The sequence below is a fragment of the Aequorivita iocasae genome, assembly GCF_016757735.1.
In the GTDB taxonomy this organism is placed as follows: Bacteria; Bacteroidota; Bacteroidia; order Flavobacteriales; family Flavobacteriaceae; genus Aequorivita; species Aequorivita iocasae.
This window is the reverse complement of the sequence record NZ_CP068439.1, coordinates 1,361,294-1,377,706: the sequence shown is the minus strand read 5'-3', so window position 1 is coordinate 1,377,706 and position 16,413 is coordinate 1,361,294. Positions and strand designations below refer to the sequence as shown.

Genomic DNA, 16,413 nt, shown 5'->3' with positions numbered 1-16,413 from the left:
GCGCTTTATAAATTTATTATTTATTGGATTATTTCAGCTTTTTCTTCACAGCAACTTCCTGGAAAGCCTCAATAATATCGTTTTCATAAATGTCATTATAATTTTTGATCTGGATACCGCAATCATATCCTTTAGCAACTTCCTTCACATCATCCTTAAAGCGTTTTAAGGAAGCAAGTTCTCCTGTGTAAACCACTACTCCTTCGCGGATAAGGCGGATGCCAGAGTTTCGGAATATTTTCCCAGTTAAAACCATACAGCCTGCAATGGTTCCCACTTTAGAGATCTTGAATGTCTCACGAATTTCAGCCGTACCGGTAATTTCTTCCTTCATTTCTGGTGAAAGCATTCCTTCCATAGCATCTTTTACGTCGTTAATTGCATCGTAAATGATGGAATAGGTACGGATGTCTATTTCTTCTTTATCTGCAATTTGGCGTGCATTACCCATTGGGCGAACGTTGAAGCCTATAATGATAGCATCAGATGCTGAAGCGAGAAGCACATCACTTTCGGTAATAGGCCCAACTGCTTTGTGGATTATATTAACCTGAATTTCTTCAGTAGAAAGTTTCAACAACGAATCTGTCAACGCTTCCACAGAACCGTCCACATCACCTTTAAGAATAATGTTCAATTCCTTGAAATCACCAAGAGCGATACGTCTTCCTATTTCATCGAGCGTAATGTGTCGTTGTGTTCTAACAGACTGTTCACGTTGCAATTGTGTACGTTTTGTAGCGATTGATTTTGCTTCACGCTCATCCTCAAAAACGTTAAACTTGTCACCCGCCTGAGGCGCTCCATCCAAACCAAGTACCGAGACCGGGGTTGAGGGACCTGCTTCCTTTACATTATTGCCACGCTCATCCTGCATAGCTTTAACTTTACCACTGTGTTGGCCGGCAAGTACATAATCACCAACTTTAAGTGTTCCGCCTTGAACCAAAACTGTAGAAACATAACCCCGACCTTTGTCAAGAAATGCTTCTACTACGGTACCATTTGCCTGACGGTTCGGATTTGCCGTTAGCTCGAGTAATTCAGCTTCAAGCAATACTTTTTCAAGTAATTCTTTTACGCCCTCTCCAGTTTTTGCTGAAATGTCGTGCGATTGTATCTTTCCGCCCCAATCTTCCACCAAAAGATTCATATTGGCAAGCCCTTCTTTTATCTTATCTGGATTTGCGTTGGGCTTATCTATTTTATTGATTGCAAAAACTATTGGAACGCTAGCTGCTTGTGCATGGCTAATGGCTTCCTTAGTTTGTGGCATAATATCATCATCTGCTGCAACTACAATTATTGCAAGGTCAGTAACCTGTGCCCCACGGGCACGCATCGCGGTAAACGCTTCGTGACCAGGAGTATCAAGGAATGCTATTTTTTGCCCCCCTTCCAGTTCAACTCCGTAGGCTCCAATGTGCTGGGTAATTCCACCAGACTCACCAGCTATAACATTTTCCTTACGAATGTAGTCCAAAAGCGAAGTTTTACCATGGTCAACGTGACCCATTACGGTAACAATCGGCGCACGTGGCTCTAGATCTTCTGGCGCATCAACTTCTCGATCTATAGATTCTTCAATGTCAGCTGTTACAAATTCTACTTCATAACCAAATTCTTCGGCAACAATACTAAGGGTCTCAGCATCTAGGCGCTGATTCATGGTCACCATCATTCCCAAGCTCATACAGGCTGAAATAATTTTGGTAACGGGAACATCCATCATCGTTGCCATTTCATTAGCTGTTACAAACTCGGTAACTTTAATCAGTTTGCTATCTGCTTCCTGCTGTGCAAGCTCGTCCTCAGATTTTTGACGGTGTGTATCCCTTTTTTCGCGACGGTATTTTGCTCCTTTTCCTTTAGAAGATTTTCCTTGAAGTTTTTCTAAGGTTTCACGTACTTGTTTTTGTACTTCTTCCTCGCTCGGCTCTTCTTTTGGAGTGCTGCTTCGGCCCTTTCTGCCAGCTCCGCGATTGTCTTTAAAGTTAGTACCGCCACCTTTGTTGGTTTCTTTACTTATACGGCGTCTTTTGCCTTTTTTATCTTTTTTATCGTCAGACTTGGTCTCTTTTTTCTTTTCGGGTTTTTTGAACTGGGTAAGATCTATCTTTTGACCCGTAAAATTAGGCCCATCAAGTTTACGATATTGGGTGGTAACAGTATCTGACTCTTTTGCAGGTTGCTCTTTGGGTTCTTCTTTGGCAGTTGGGGTTTTTGTTGCTGTAGGTATTTCCTCTTTTTTCTCCTTTTCTTCGTTCACGGGAGCAACTGGCTTTGTTTCTTCCGTTTCTTTCTTCTCTACCTTCGGCTTTTCAACTACAGGTTCTGGCTTGTCTTCTTTTTTGGCTTCAACAGGTTTCTCCTCTGCTTTAGGCTCTTCCTTTTTGGTTTTTTTTGCGTCGAGGTCGATTTTACCTACCTGCTTTGGGCCATCAAGTTTTGCTTCGGCTTTTATTACGCGTGAAGATTCTTCTTTTTTCTGTTTTTCTTCCAGTTCACGCTCGCGCTCCAAACGAAGTTCTTCTTTTTCCTTGCGCTTTTCTTCGCCTACTTCTTTGGAAGCTACTTTTTTACTCTTGTCGGTTTCAAACTCTTCAAAAAGGACTTCGTATTCTTCTCCCGTTATTTTGGTATTGGGGCTTGCGTCCACATCGAATCCCTTGGAACTTAAAAATTCCACGGCTCGATCCAACGAGATGTTGAACTCACGTAATACCTGACTTAGTCTTTTCGTTTTTACTTCAGCCATAAATGCTTTTTCCTGTTTTGTCTTTTTAAAAAATTTGTATAAAAGTAGTTAAAGTTTTAACTACTCTTCAAATTCTTCTTTTAATATATTTATAACGTCACGTATTGTTTCTTCTTCTAGATCGGTACGTTTTACCAAATCATTGATGTCGTGCTCCAATACGCTTTTGGCGGTATCCAAACCTATTTTGTGGAATTCCTCGATAATCCAGCCTTCTATTTCATCAGAGAATTCGCTCAATTCCACATCTTCTTCGGCTCCTTCGCGAAGCACGTCTATCTCATACCCTGTCAACTGACCGGCAAGACGAATGTTGTGCCCGCCGCGGCCAATTGCCTTGCTTACTTCTTCTGGGCGAAGAATAACCTCAGCACGTTTTTTCTCTTCATCAATTTTAATGGAAGTTACTTTAGCCGGGCTCAACGCACGTGTTATATAAAGGTTAAGGTTTGACGTATAATTGATAACGTCTATATTTTCATTGCCTAACTCACGAACTATCCCGTGGATTCGGGAACCCTTCATACCTACACAGGCACCTACGGGGTCAATACGATCGTCGTAAGAATCTACGGCTACTTTTGCTTTTTCACCAGGAATACGAACTACTTTTTTAACAGTGATCAAACCGTCAAAAACTTCTGGAATTTCCTGCTCAAATAATTTTTCAAGAAAAACTGGATTTGCACGACTCATAATGATAGTTGGCTTGTTTCCTTTTAGGTCAACACTTTCAATGATTCCACGTACATTGTCTCCTTTTCTGAAAAAATCTGAAGGTATTTGTTTTTCCTTCGGAAGAATTATCTCGTTGCCTTCATCATCTAAAAGAATAACGGCACGGTGACGGATATGGTGTACCTCGGCGGTGTAAATTTCCCCTTCAAGATCTTTAAACTGCTTATAAATTATTGTGTTATCGTGCTCGTGAATTTTTGAAATAAGGTTTTGGCGCAGTGCCAAAATGGAACGGCGGCCAAGGTCTATAAGTTTTACTTCTTCCGAAACATCTTCCCCAATTTCAAAATCGGGCTCTATTTTTTGGGCTGCGCTCAATGAAATTTCCTCGTTTGGATCTTCCACTTCTCCATCGGCTACAACTACGCGGTTTCTCCATATTTCAAGATCGCCCTTATCAGGGTTTACGATAATATCAAAGTTGTCATCACTTCCATATTTCTTTTTCAGTGCGTTTCTGAAAACTTCCTCAAGTATCGCCATTAGCGTTACTCTGTCTATTTGTTTATCGTCTTTAAATTCTGAAAAAGAATCGATCAGTGCTAAATTTTCCATATCAATCCGATTAAAATGTTATCATCACTTTTGCTTCCATAATATCTTTGTAGGGCAAGGTTGCCTCTTTTTGAACGGTTACTTTTCCTTTGCCAACGGGCTTTGGCTCGCGCGCAGACCATTTTAGGGTAAAGCTATCATCGTTTGCGGCGGTTAACTCGCCTTCAATCTTTTCGTCGTTTTTGGTTTTAATCTTTAGGGTTCTTCCTATATTCTTTTTGTACTGCCTGGGCAATGTCAATGGCTCGGAAACTCCAGCAGACATTACTTCCAAAGAAAAATCATATTCCTCACGGTCCAGATTGTGCTCTATGGCACGGCTAACCGCAATACAATCTTCTACCGTAACGCCTTTATCGCCGTCCAGGATGACCCTTATTTGGTTGTCTTCAGAAATATTTAGGTCGATCAAAAACAGTGATTTGTTTTCTTCCAGCGCATTTTCCAGCAGTTTTGCTACTTTTTCACGCATCATTTTAAGCTATAAAAAGAGGGGACTTTAGTCCCCTCAGATAGTTTCGTATCAAATTCGGTGCAAATATACTACATTTTTTAATATTATAAAAACCAAGTGCAAACGATTTATTTTTGTACTTTAATGCTTCCAAAAAACACGAAACCAACCAATTTATTATGAAACGTATCCTCGTCCCAACTGATTTCTCCGAGCAGGCTGAAAATGCACTAAAAGTAGCAATAACCCTTGCGAAAAAGCACAAGAGCGAAATATTCGTACTCCATTCTATGGAAATGCCGCTACACCTAGCTACTTCAAGCGATTCTGGAAGTTTGCCCGAGTCGTTGTTTTTTATAAAATTAGCTGAAAAGCGTTTTGCCGAATTGCGCGAAAAAGAATATTTAAAAGATGTAGCGGTAAATGAGACCATTGGCCACAATGAAATATATGAAGATATTGAGGAAGCTTGCAAAAAAAATGATATTGACCTGATTGTAATGGGCTCTAATGGAGCCAGTGGTTTTAAGGAAATGTTTGTGGGAAGCAATACCGAAAAAGTGGTCAGGACTTCTAAAACCCCCGTGCTAGTAATAAAAAACAATCACCAGCAATTTAATGTAAAAGATTTTGTTTTCGCGACCGATTTTTCAGAAGAAGGCCGCGGAGCTTTAGACAAAGCACAAAAATTTGCCAAGAAAGTGGGCGCAAAAATGCATTTGCTGTTTGTGAATACCCCTGGCGATTTTAAAACTTCGGTGCAGGCACAAAGTATCATGGAAAGTTTTGTGAGAGGAATGGGAGTTGAAAATTACACACTCAATATTTATAATGACACTTCCGTAGAAAAGGGAATTCTCAATTTTGCCAAATACATTAACGCGCAACTTATAGGAATGGGCACCCACGGTCGCAAAGGCATTTCGCACTTCTTCAATGGCAGTATTAGTGAAGATATGGTAAACCACGCCAATATGCCGGTTATTACTTTTAAAATTTAGATGAAGCATCTGCTTTTCGCAATACCGCTTCTATTTTTGGGTTGTAAAAAAATTAGTGACAAAAGCCAACCACCAGCAGAGCTGGTTGTAGAAGAATCTCCCCCTATTATAAATGAAAAACCGGAACTGCCGGAAGGCGCCTTGATAGCACACTTTATTGGAAGCCAAGACTCCATCTATGCTTTTGTTAAGAAAGTTGATCTTTCAACCGAAACAACGCTTATTGCATTCGAAAATGAGCAATTGCCAGAGATTGTTATTCCCGAAAGCATTGGCGCAGCCCTGCATCTATTGAAACTCAAAAATTTTCCGAATGATGTTTTATTGGTCAATGCAAAGCTAAAGGACACAAACTTTAACGAATATTATGTATTCGTCTGGAACGATTCTGTATGGAAACAGCCCGTAAACCGTTTTGCTGTTCATAAAAGTAACATGACAGATACGCTTATTCCAATTATGAATAACCCTAATGATAGCACACAGCTCCTGCGCTACTATTCAGTTTTTAATATGGACCGGAAAAGCGAGAAAAAATTCACTTGGAAGCTTATGAGTGAAAGTGTTCCGATTGACAAGTAATTTTAAGCTCTTCTATCAATTAAATTCATTGGTTTTCTACTTAAGGGCGGAAAGCGAAGGGCTTCAATCTCTTCGAATGTTGCAAATTCAATCTTTGGCGCCACTCGAAGTTTTGCGCGGAAATGATCTTTTATTTCCAGCAATAATTCCTCTGAAATATTTTGTGAAGCTATTTTTATTAAAATTTCATCCGTGCCCAATTCGTTGTGGAAAATTTCAATCACATAGCTTTCTATTCCCGAAAAATCATTTAGAATATTATACATCGCAGGCGGATAAAGCGTTGTTCCCTTATATTTTATCATCTGCTTTTTGCGGCCAACAACGGGGCCCAACCGCAGCGTTTTTCTGCCACATTCACATGGTTCATTATATGCTTGAACCATATCGCCCGTTTTAAAACGCAGCAAGGGCATAGCCTCAACACCCAAAGTGGTTATTGTCAATTCGCCCACTTCACCTTCGGAAACTGGGAAATTATTATCATCAAGAATTTCAGCGATTATAAGTTCTGGATGGTGGTGGCCGCCGTTGTGCATTTCACATTCGTTGAAAGCCGTACTCATTTCCGTGGAAGCATAGGTTGAAAACAGTTCAATATCCCAATCCTTTTTTATTTTTTTTGCCAAAATATTCAGTGAAAAATCCTGCTCGCGAATGGGTTCGCCTATGCAGATTGCCGCTTTTACGCCCGTATTTTTCAAATCTATTTCGTGCTGTTGCGCATATTCAATTAACTTCAAAAGAAAAGACGGAACCGTAATTAAATAGGTTGGCTTAAACTTTAATATAGAATCCCACTGCAACTCCGGAATTCCCGAACCCACGCGGATAATGCCCGAGCCAAGCTTTCGCGCGCCCAAAAAATAGGCCAATCCGGCCATAAAACGGCGGTCCATCGTGGTCATTAATTGTAGCGTATCTTCTTTTCCTACCCCGCAACACGCAAAGGAAATCGCTTCGTTATATGCCAAACGCTCCAAATCTGCATCGGTCAAGGCAAAGGTTACGGGATCGCCCAAAGTTCCCGAAGTAGTTACATAATCTATGATTTCAGATTTTGGGACACATATAAAATCATTGTTGAATTGCTGAAGATGATCTTTTGTTGTAACTGGAATCTTTTGAATATCTTCCAACGTTTTTATTTCTGAAATCTGAATGTTATTCTCTTTGAAAAAGCGTTTATAGAAAGGAGAATTTTCATCCAAATATTGAAGAGTCTCTTTCAATTTTTCTTCTTGAAATGTTTTAATTTCTGCTGTTGAAGCTTTCTCTATTTCTGGAATCATTGTCCTAATTTCTTTAAATAATCTTCTATCTTTTCTTTATCCGGAACCGTTGTAATTTCTTTATTCAAAGCTTTTTCAAAAGCAATTTTCGCGGCGGCATCATATTTTTTTTCAAAGTAATATTTTCCAGTTAAATAATAGGCTTTCCAATATTCAGGGTTTTTTTGTTGCAATGCGGTAAGTTTTTCTGCTGAAATAGTTTTCTTGTTTTCAATTGCCGCTTCCACTTCCCGCTCCAAAATTCGATATTCTTCGTAATCTTTATACGCTTTTGAATAAACAAATGGATCTTCTGAAATATTTTCCATTGCATTTGAAATGCTTTTCGTGGCAGGATTTCCTTCTCTATTCTTAAAAATTTCATTTAAATCATATTCCACAAACTCTCCCAACTGATATGGATTTGAGGAAACCCAAACCTTTCTGCTTTCAGGTTTAAAAACAATGCCATGATGCGCCAAAAGCTGATTTAAAGCCTTTTCATTTCCGTAACCAATTTCTTTGTCATCCAACCCTTTTTTATTTCGAAGAATTGCAACGGCATCTGCAACATTCAGTTTCTCGTCTTCTGAAATCAATTCTTCCATCCTTTCAAAACGATACATTGAATGGCTTTCTTCAATCCATTTCAAATTTCGTTCATCGTTTTTATACGCCTCACTTTGAAAGTGGTTACTGCAAATAAGTTCATCTGTATTTTCAACTTCATAAACGCCGAAATTATCCGGCGCCACTTCAATTATCGCGGCTTTCTTATCTTTTGCACTGCCCACAAAAATAGCTTCGGAAACAAAAACTTCTCGCTTTTTCGCAATTTCTATCGCTTCGTCTATGGTTGAGGCATATTGCAAAATCTCGCGCGTAACTACGGAAATGGGGGTTTTAGCAACCAACGGAATTTCAGATTTTCCGGCGTTTATCGTTACCGTCAACCCTTGGTCGTTCATCCCGGAAACCACGCCAATCATTCCGCCCCAAGTAACCGACATAAATTTGTGGCCTTCGGAAGGGTTTACGAAAGCAATTATTTTTTCCTTCGCAAAATCGTCGCCTGCGTAAAAGTCGAAATTTCTGCCAATGAGCAATTCGCCATCCACGGTTTTATCGCCCCAAACGGCAAATGAGGAACAGCCCACGAGCATCAAATCCTGCATGGCGTGGCCAATATCGTGGGCGCCGTGCAGATAGAGCAACCGCAAATACGGCTCGCCAATCTCACTGAAATTGGAAGAGGAAAACTGCGAAAGCCCATAAATTTCAGCTTTGTATTCCTCGGGAATGTGCAGATACATTTTGCGATTGTACCACGCCAAAAATTTCCGAAGCAAATATTGCTGCGTTTTTGAAGGCACCAAATCTTCCACTTTATTGAAAAAAATAGCTTCTTGTTTCTGCATTAAATCTTGTGTAAGACTTCCTGTAATTTCACCTATTTGCAAAGGATTTCCTTCCACATAAAGTTCCCATTGGCCTTGTTTATTCTTTAAAAGAAAATTGTCTCCCGCAACAAAAGTGGAATCGTTGATTTTTATCTTTTCGGGGATTGTTGCATCGTAACCACTTACATCGGGCCGATTGTGGATGGATTTTGAAACCCCGCATGAATTCAGAAAAATAATTAAAAACGCAAGCGCGAATAATTTTTCCAAATATTTCATCTTAACTGGCTTGTTTTTTCAGTTTTGCTGCGCGACTATTGGTTTTTGAAAGTGTTTGATTTTCTTTATAATCAATCCATTTTTGCCCAAAGGATTTTCGCATTATGTTTTCAAAATGTCGCATTATGAAAACGTTGTAAAGCATATTTCCAAAACGCCCCAAATGCCGTGGAAACGCCCGGAGCGTCATCGAGAAACCGCCGTCCAGATATTTTATGTAATGCCAATACCCGCTGGGCATATAGAGCGCATCGCCGTGTTTCATGGTTGCGTGTAGGCCCTCCAAATATTGCAGGGCGGGATATTTTTCAAAGTCGGGATTGTCCAAATCTATGGTTTCCAAATTGTGCACGGCGAACGGAATTTTATATAAATATTTAGTCTGTTTGGGCGAAAATAACGTCACACTTTTCGTGCCCTGAAAGTGAAAATGCACCAAATCTGCCAAATCCATATCGTAGTGTGGCAGTACTTTAGAACCCTCGCCCCCAAAGAAAAGTACGGGAAGACGTTTGAAGAACTTTAAGCCAATATCAGGATATTCAAAATCTTTCAGCAGTTCGGGGAGCTTCACTTTTAAATCATAAAAGAAAATGCGCAGGTCGGTGGGTTTGGTTTTTATCAATTCAATATAGTCCGCCATTTTCATTTCCGTGGCCGGTTCTGCGGAATTTTGTTTGCCTTTGGTGGGCTCGTTATTGTAAAGCGGCACGATTTGGTCGCCCGCGTGTTGCTGGATGTAATCCAAATTCCATTTCTGAAAAGCTGCCCAGTTTTCAGTCAAGCCCTCAATCAAAACAGGTTTTTGGGGTTTGTAATAATTTTTGATGAAATCCTCTTTTGAAATATTCCGGACTCTTTCAATCGGTGTTGTTTTGATATGTCCCATTTCCGAAAAATGTTAAGTAATTTCTTCCTTTTCTGTGGTTTCCAATATTTTATTCAGCAAATATTCCCCTCCCAAAATTTCCGAACACGTAACCACGCCACTAATGGTAACGCCCAAAATGCCGTGCATATTTAAACTCTGCCCCGTAAAATATAGGTTTTTAATTTTGGTCCGCGGCGAAACAAAGGATTTTAAAGGGTTGCTGGCGTCTTTAACATAACCATACATGGAGCCGTTGTTGCAACCTATATAATCGCGATAAGACAAGGGTGTAGAAGTGTAAACACTCTCAATACATTCGCGCAGATTTGGGAATTTTTTCTCGAGTTCCTTGATAATAATTTCAGCTTTGTACGCCTTGAACTCTTCATAGGTTTGGCCCCTATCATTTTTTTGTGCTGCAGTATTAAATGTATCTATCCACGGTACCATTTCCTCAAAACGCATATAGGTCATTATCGTAATATTATCGCCATATTCTTTCATGTCCTTTTTAATGCCCATAGATATCATATATGCCTCGGGCCAGCTTTCCTGTGTATAATTGTGAACATCCCAAATAGATTTGTAATCCTTAAAATGGTAATAATTATGGTTTAAGTATTTAAAACAATTTGGCTTCAACACTAAGTAAAGACTAAAAGCAGCAATGGTACTCTCTATATTTTCAATGCGGCTGGTATATGATTTTCTGAAATTTTCAGACCCTATCATTTCCAGCGTCATCTTTGGATCTACATTTGATATAAATATATCGCCATATATGGTTTTCCCGTTTGCAGTCTGTACGGCAGTTACCACACCATTTTCAGTTTCAAATTTTGTAACCTCATGGCGTTTATATGCTTTTCCTCCCTTTTCACGTAAGCGTGCCAACAGGGCTTTTGTAATTTGGCTTCCACCGTTGATGCAGCGGTATGAACTTTCAATGTATGAATTTACCGAAAGCGCATGCATATAAAAGGGCGTTCGCTCACCTTCTCCTGCATAGAGCAGGTTGCTGCCCCCCAACACGGCACGGAGTTTTTCGTTTTTTGTAATGGAATCTATAAATTCCTTTGCCCTAACTTCAAAAAGCGATGTGTTTTCGTAATAAGGTTTTCCAAGTTTTAAGCCGTAAAGTGGGAAAAAACTACAGGTATCCTGCATTTTTTTACAATAGGCGTCTATTGCACTTTCCTCTTCGGGAAATTCTTTGAGCAAAACCTTTTTAAAGTTGTCATAACCTTGAGCGTGGTGATATTCTTTGGGATCGTTATCAAAAGTGATGACATCAAAACCATCCTCGTCCATTTTTTTGAGGGTGATGTCGTCCAAAATATCCAAATACTTGAAATATCTGTACAGGTTTTGACCTTCGGAAAGACCACCAATATAGTGGACGCCAGTATCAAAAATAGTTTTGTCGCGAACAAACGTTTGAAGGTTTCCGCCAAACTGCTGGTTTTTTTCGAGCACACAAACGCTGTAACCTTCCCTAGCAAGAATAATCGCCGAAACCAGCCCGCCTAGGCCGCTACCTATGATAACTACATCATATTTTTCCGTCATTTCGCTGTGTTTCCCGATGGTTTAAAGATACTAATATTCGCAGTTCCGTACACCTTTTGATAGCCTAAGGTACTAATATTTTCAGTTTGCGAAGAAACACATTCTTTTAATAAAACAATTGTTTTAACTGAAAGGTTTGTCAATTGTGAAATAACTTCAGTAGCCATTTTTTCTGAAGAAATAATCAAAGTTTCAACGTTTGAAAGCAAAATTTCCGAAACAGAATCAGTAAAATGAAGCCTTCCGTATTTTTGGGTTATGTAACTATTTTGAAGTATCGTTCGCGTTTCCGAATCTTCAATAAAACTGAAAATCTGACGGTCAGGACCATCGAGTGCCAATAGAAAATCGAGCTGACCGGAATCTTCCGAAATGTGGGCAATACTTCCTGTTTTATTTACTTGACGGATAGTTTCAAAATAGCTCTCTGCATTTTCCTTTAAATCCTTTTTCACGTTTTGGTAAAGCGCATCTCCTTTATAGCGGTATTCTTCCAAAACAATTCTGTGGAAATATTTTGGGCCTTCCATCTTTTTGCGCAATTTTAAAAATTCGTTTTTAAAATATGCGCCAATTTTCTTAGCTTGTTGGGTGTGATTTAACCCAAAAGTAGTGTCTTCGGCTTTTATGCGCGGCAAAATTTCAACCGTAATACTTCCGTCTTTGATGATGAAACTTCCTTTCGGATTAACTTCACTATTTCCGTGGATCAAAACGGGAAGAATATCCAGATTGAATTCGTTCGCCAAATAAAATGCGCCTTTGTGAAAACGTTTAATTTTATTGCTTTCGCTTCGGGTTCCCTCGGGAAAAGCCATCAGTGAATAGCCTTGTTTTATTTTCTTTTTAAGTGGTTCCAAACTGTTTTCAATACCGCTGGAAACGGGATAAAAATCAGCTTTCTGCACAGCTTTTCCAAATACAGGAGAATTATAGACCCAATCGTTTACTAAAAAACAGATTTTTGGATGCAACATTCCCACGGCCAAGATATCGAGAAATGAAGTGTGGTTTGCGATAATTACGGCGGGTTTTGAAAAATCTTCACCCGTTTCATTGATCACTTTTTTCTTTACAAACGGATTGGTGTAAAGCACAGATTTCATAAATTTTGAAATCACTTTGTGAAACCAGCCCATTTTTATTTTTTTGCTAATGGGAAGCAGCGGCATCAAAGTGACGCTGTAAAGTGATAAACAAATTCCGCCCAGTCCGAAATACCCAAAGGAAAATAGGGAATGCACAAACATTCGCGGCGTGATTGGCCGTTTTTTTGAGCTTCCGATAAAAAGTTTAAAAAGCAGAGGCTGGACCGTAAAAGCGGTAAACATTGCCGAAAAAATTCCAATGATTGAAACGATGGAGATGGAATAAAGCGCTGGATGTTTCGCAAAAATCAAAACCCCAACACCCAAAATAGTTGTCAAAACCGACAGCATAATGGAGGTTTTGTGCGTGGCCATTACCTTTTCACCGGTTCGTAATTCCTTTAGCAAACCTTTGGTCATAAAAATGCTGTAATCAATACCCAAACCAAAGATAAACGTGGAAATAATGATGTTGAAAATGTTGAACTGAATATGGAAAAGTCCCATAATCCCTAAGGTTAAAAACCAGGTGATAAATATGGGAACAGCTGTAACTACAGTGAGCGAAAAACTTCGGAAGAAAAGAAAAAGTATAAAAAGCACAGCGAGCAAACAATACCCAATAAGACTGTTGAAATCATTTTTCAAATTCCCCAAAAAGGTCTCATTCATTTCTTGGCGGTCAATGACGATGGTGTTCGGAATCTCTTTGAAAGCACTTTTAATTTCGGAAGCATTTTCATCATCAAGTTTTATAAGCGTTGTAATTGTTGTGAAATCTGCTTCGGTGGTGATGTAATCTTCTAAAAGAACAGATGGGATTTGCTGGTAATCCTCGGGTTTCAATGTTTCAAAATTTTCATCCAAAAAATCGTAAAACCTATTGAACGTTGTTGGTTTGAAGCCTAATACTTTGCCACTTTCAATCAAGTTATTTTCCAAACTATCTTTTCGAGTTACGTTCCAAAAGTGTTGCCACTCCGCTATTTTTTTACGTTGGTCTCTTTGGGAGTGAACCAAGGCTCCAATGGAACTAAAGCTGCTTATTTTCCCTTCCTCTTTCAACAATTCCAAAGTTTCGTGGATGGAATCGTTCAATTGTAAAGTACCTTCTACAGATTTTCCGTAGGTTGCCAGATAAACCGATTTTGAAGAAATATCAGTCAGTTCATCCAAATGCTGCATCGCGGCTTTTATTTCCGCAGGTTCGTAATTCAGTTTGGAAATATCTTTGCTGAATTCTACTTTGTGATACGTAAAAATGCTAACAATTAAAACCAATCCTAATCCAATTAAAAGCCATTTGTTTTTATGAAAAGGATAGTCAGCAACTTTATCCAAAACATTGACTTGCTGTTTCCGTGAAAGCGGATTTTTATAGAACAACGGAATAAAGAAAAGTGCAAAAACCGAAGCTCCCAAAACGCTTACTGCAGCAAAAATGCCCAAATCCTGCAAAGCCTGCGAATCTAAAAATAGCAAACACAAAAAAGCCATAGCAGTGGTTAAACTGCTCATTAAAATGGGTTCGGTTACATCTTTATAAAGACTATCCAGCGTTTCGTTATTGCGGATGTGGGTTAAAATATGAAGGGAATAATCCAGGGTTACGCCCAATAAAACCGATCCGATACCCAAAGATATTGCGGAAATTTCCTCGCGAAGCAAATATAAAAATGATACAGCCAACAATCCGCCAAAGATTGTGGGGATGAACAAAATGATGGGTACGTAGATTTTTCGATAAAAAAAGATGAAAACCACAATCAGCAAAGTCATTGCAATTCCCACGGTAAACTGGATATCGCTCTTTATTTGTTGTGCATTTGCAACCGCTATAAGTGCCGCGCCAAAATATTCGCTAGACACGCGTCCTGAATATTTTTTATTCAAGGCATTCTGAAGTGCATACAACTGCTCGGCAAACTTGGAGTTCTCTGCTGTTTCGCTGCTGCCAAATTTTGGGGTGATAAAAAGCAGAATATTTTTTTCGTCCTTGCTAACCAAAAAACCATCTTTCAAAACAAAGTCGTCGGTAACGCCGAGTTGGCGCAATTTTTTTAAGGCAATAAAGGAAAGCCCCAATGGATCTTTTAAAATTATATCTTTTGAAACGATGCCCGAAGGAGAAATGAGCGTTCGGTAATTTGCTTCGGTTATTGCGGAGATACTATCCTTTTGAAGCTTTGAGGCAATCACGGCATAATCTTCTTTTTCCAGAAACAACGGTAGGTTTTCATAAATAAAAGCCATAGTGCGCTGTAAATCGTCGTCATTTACTTTGCCGCGAATGTTTTTAATATATTGTCCCGAATTAGCCTCTAGGCTGTCAATAATTTCTGAAGCATACCTGGTTATATCTTCTAGCTGGGCAGAATCTCCTTGCTTGATGTTAATAATAATTTTATCGGTGAAATTGACAGTTTTAAGAACCTTTTGGAGATCATGCGCATCTTTGTGTATGGGAATCAACTTTGTAATATCTTCTTCAAAACGAATTTTGGAAACCAAGAAAAAAAGTCCAAAAAATATCAAAAGCAGCAGAAAAGCACTGCTAATTTTATTATTCTGAAGAAATTGATACGCATTGAAAAACCATTTACCCATTGTCGAGAATCTTTTTTCTTTCAAACAAGGATAAAAATAAATACCCCATCAATCCACAGAATACCGCTGCTGAAAGTGAAAGTGCCAAACTGCCAACAATATAGGATTTTAAATATTTCATTAATTCCAAACTTGGATCAATTTCGCTCATAGCAAGCACAAAATTTTCACCCAACAGCCAGCTGCCCAGCTTAAGGCTGAAGTAAAGGATTAAAGGTATAAAGGGCGGTATACTTATATTTGAAAAGGCAAATGCAATTACTTTGTTTAGATTTAAGAGCAACGCCAAAAAAATAACGACGATGGTATGAAAGCCCCATATGGGCGATAGCCCTATAAAAACGCCCAAAGAAATGGAAAAAGCTTTCTTTTCGGCAGAGTCGTCACTGCCCAAAAAATCTTCAATTATGAATCGCTTGAAGCCTTTTTTTTTAAGTTTTCTGAAAAAATTTCGAGGTTTTATATACAAAAATGTAACGAGTACAAACCAGGTGTTCAAAATACTGATACGCGTAAAATCCTTAAATGGACGGAAGTGAGATACCCGATTTTTCATTTCGTAGTGAATCTGGACTGGAACGTTTTTAACATCAATGCCGCTCCAGGCTGCCTTCACAATAGCTTCAATTTCAAATTCAAACTTTTTGGTATAAAACTTCATATTTTCCATTGCAAAAAGCGGGTACAACCGGAAACCCGATTGTGTGTCCTGCAAGCGAATGCCAGTTTCTACCCAAAACCAAAAGTTAGAAAATTTGTTTCCAAAACTGCTTTTTTTGGGAACGCCTAGCTGGGTCATATTTCTAGCGCCAATGAGTAATACTTCTTTGCGTGGTTCATTTTCCAATGCTTCAATAATTGCAGGAATGTCCTCTGGAAAATGTTGCCCATCGCTATCAATGGTTATTGCGTAGCGGTAGCCCAGATTAACAGCGTGCTTAAACCCTTGGCGTAAAGCAATTCCTTTTCCCTGGTTTTTTTCAATGAAAATCTGCTGGATTAGTGGAAAATTTGCCAATATTCCCGAAGTGGAATCGGTAGAACCATCATTTACTACAATCACATTTTCGGTATAAACCAAAACGCCTTCAATAACCTTTTGCAATGTTTTGTAATTATTGAAGGTAGGAATAATTACGCAACATTTAAGGGTATTGAATTTTTCTGAAAGTAGATTTTGGTTCATGGTAATTTTCGTTCCAATGTTTTCGCCGCCAATTTAAAGCGAAAATTGCAAAGG

The 16,413-nt window shown here is 39.0% G+C and carries 11 protein-coding genes; 2 read left to right on the top strand and 9 right to left on the bottom strand.

Annotated features, from left to right (window positions below; genetic code table 11):
• Positions 1–28 precede the first annotated feature (28 nt).
• The 3 genes from infB to rimP are packed head-to-tail and all read right to left on the bottom strand — an operon-like array spanning position 29 to position 4,526.
• Complete coding sequence (gene infB, locus JK629_RS06410) at positions 29–2,758, bottom strand: translation initiation factor IF-2 (RefSeq protein ID WP_202337779.1); 2,730 nt, start codon at positions 2,756–2,758, stop codon at positions 29–31.
• A 60-nt stretch (positions 2,759–2,818) separates the two neighbouring features.
• Positions 2,819–4,051, bottom strand: coding sequence for a transcription termination factor NusA (nusA, locus tag JK629_RS06405; protein WP_202337778.1), 1,233 nt, complete (start codon positions 4,049–4,051; stop codon positions 2,819–2,821).
• Between the two features lie 10 nt (positions 4,052–4,061).
• Entirely contained in the window at positions 4,062–4,526 is a 465-nt protein-coding gene (rimP, locus tag JK629_RS06400; RefSeq protein WP_202337777.1) for a ribosome assembly cofactor RimP, read from the bottom strand.
• Between the two features lie 158 nt (positions 4,527–4,684).
• Here rimP and JK629_RS06395 point away from each other — a divergent pair, with 158 nt between their 5' ends.
• Both JK629_RS06395 and JK629_RS06390 read left to right on the top strand, forming a co-directional pair.
• Positions 4,685–5,506: a universal stress protein gene (locus JK629_RS06395; protein WP_202337776.1), complete on the top strand. Its 822-nt coding sequence runs from the start codon at positions 4,685–4,687 to the stop codon at positions 5,504–5,506.
• Entirely contained in the window at positions 5,507–6,088 is a 582-nt protein-coding gene (locus JK629_RS06390; protein ID WP_202337775.1) for a hypothetical protein, read from the top strand.
• Positions 6,089–6,090: 2 nt separating this feature from the next.
• Here the strand turns inward: JK629_RS06390 and JK629_RS06385 are convergent, their stop codons facing one another.
• From JK629_RS06385 to JK629_RS06360, 6 genes are read right to left on the bottom strand one after another with little or no spacing between them, the layout of a single operon-like run.
• Positions 6,091–7,380, bottom strand: coding sequence for a phenylacetate--CoA ligase family protein (locus tag JK629_RS06385; RefSeq protein ID WP_202337774.1), 1,290 nt, complete (start codon positions 7,378–7,380; stop codon positions 6,091–6,093).
• The gene (locus JK629_RS06380; RefSeq protein ID WP_202337773.1) at positions 7,377–9,038 is read right to left on the bottom strand and encodes a C45 family autoproteolytic acyltransferase/hydolase; all 1,662 of its coding nucleotides are present in this window, start codon (positions 9,036–9,038) and stop codon (positions 7,377–7,379) included. Before JK629_RS06380 ends, JK629_RS06385 begins: the two co-directional genes overlap by 4 nt.
• A 1-nt stretch (position 9,039) precedes the next feature.
• Positions 9,040–9,927, bottom strand: a complete 888-nt coding sequence (locus JK629_RS06375) for a cupin-like domain-containing protein (protein ID WP_202337772.1) — start codon at positions 9,925–9,927, stop codon at positions 9,040–9,042.
• 12 nt (positions 9,928–9,939) lie between these two features.
• Entirely contained in the window at positions 9,940–11,478 is a 1,539-nt protein-coding gene (locus tag JK629_RS06370; protein WP_202337771.1) for a phytoene desaturase family protein, read from the bottom strand.
• Positions 11,475–15,173 (bottom strand): 1-acyl-sn-glycerol-3-phosphate acyltransferase, encoded by a 3,699-nt coding sequence (locus tag JK629_RS06365; RefSeq protein WP_202337770.1) that lies wholly within the window; start codon positions 15,171–15,173, stop codon positions 11,475–11,477. Before JK629_RS06365 ends, JK629_RS06370 begins: the two co-directional genes overlap by 4 nt.
• Entirely contained in the window at positions 15,166–16,359 is a 1,194-nt protein-coding gene (locus JK629_RS06360; RefSeq protein WP_202337769.1) for a DUF2062 domain-containing protein, read from the bottom strand. The genes JK629_RS06365 and JK629_RS06360 overlap by 8 nt, the downstream gene beginning before the upstream one ends.
• Positions 16,360–16,413: the final 54 nt, after the last annotated feature.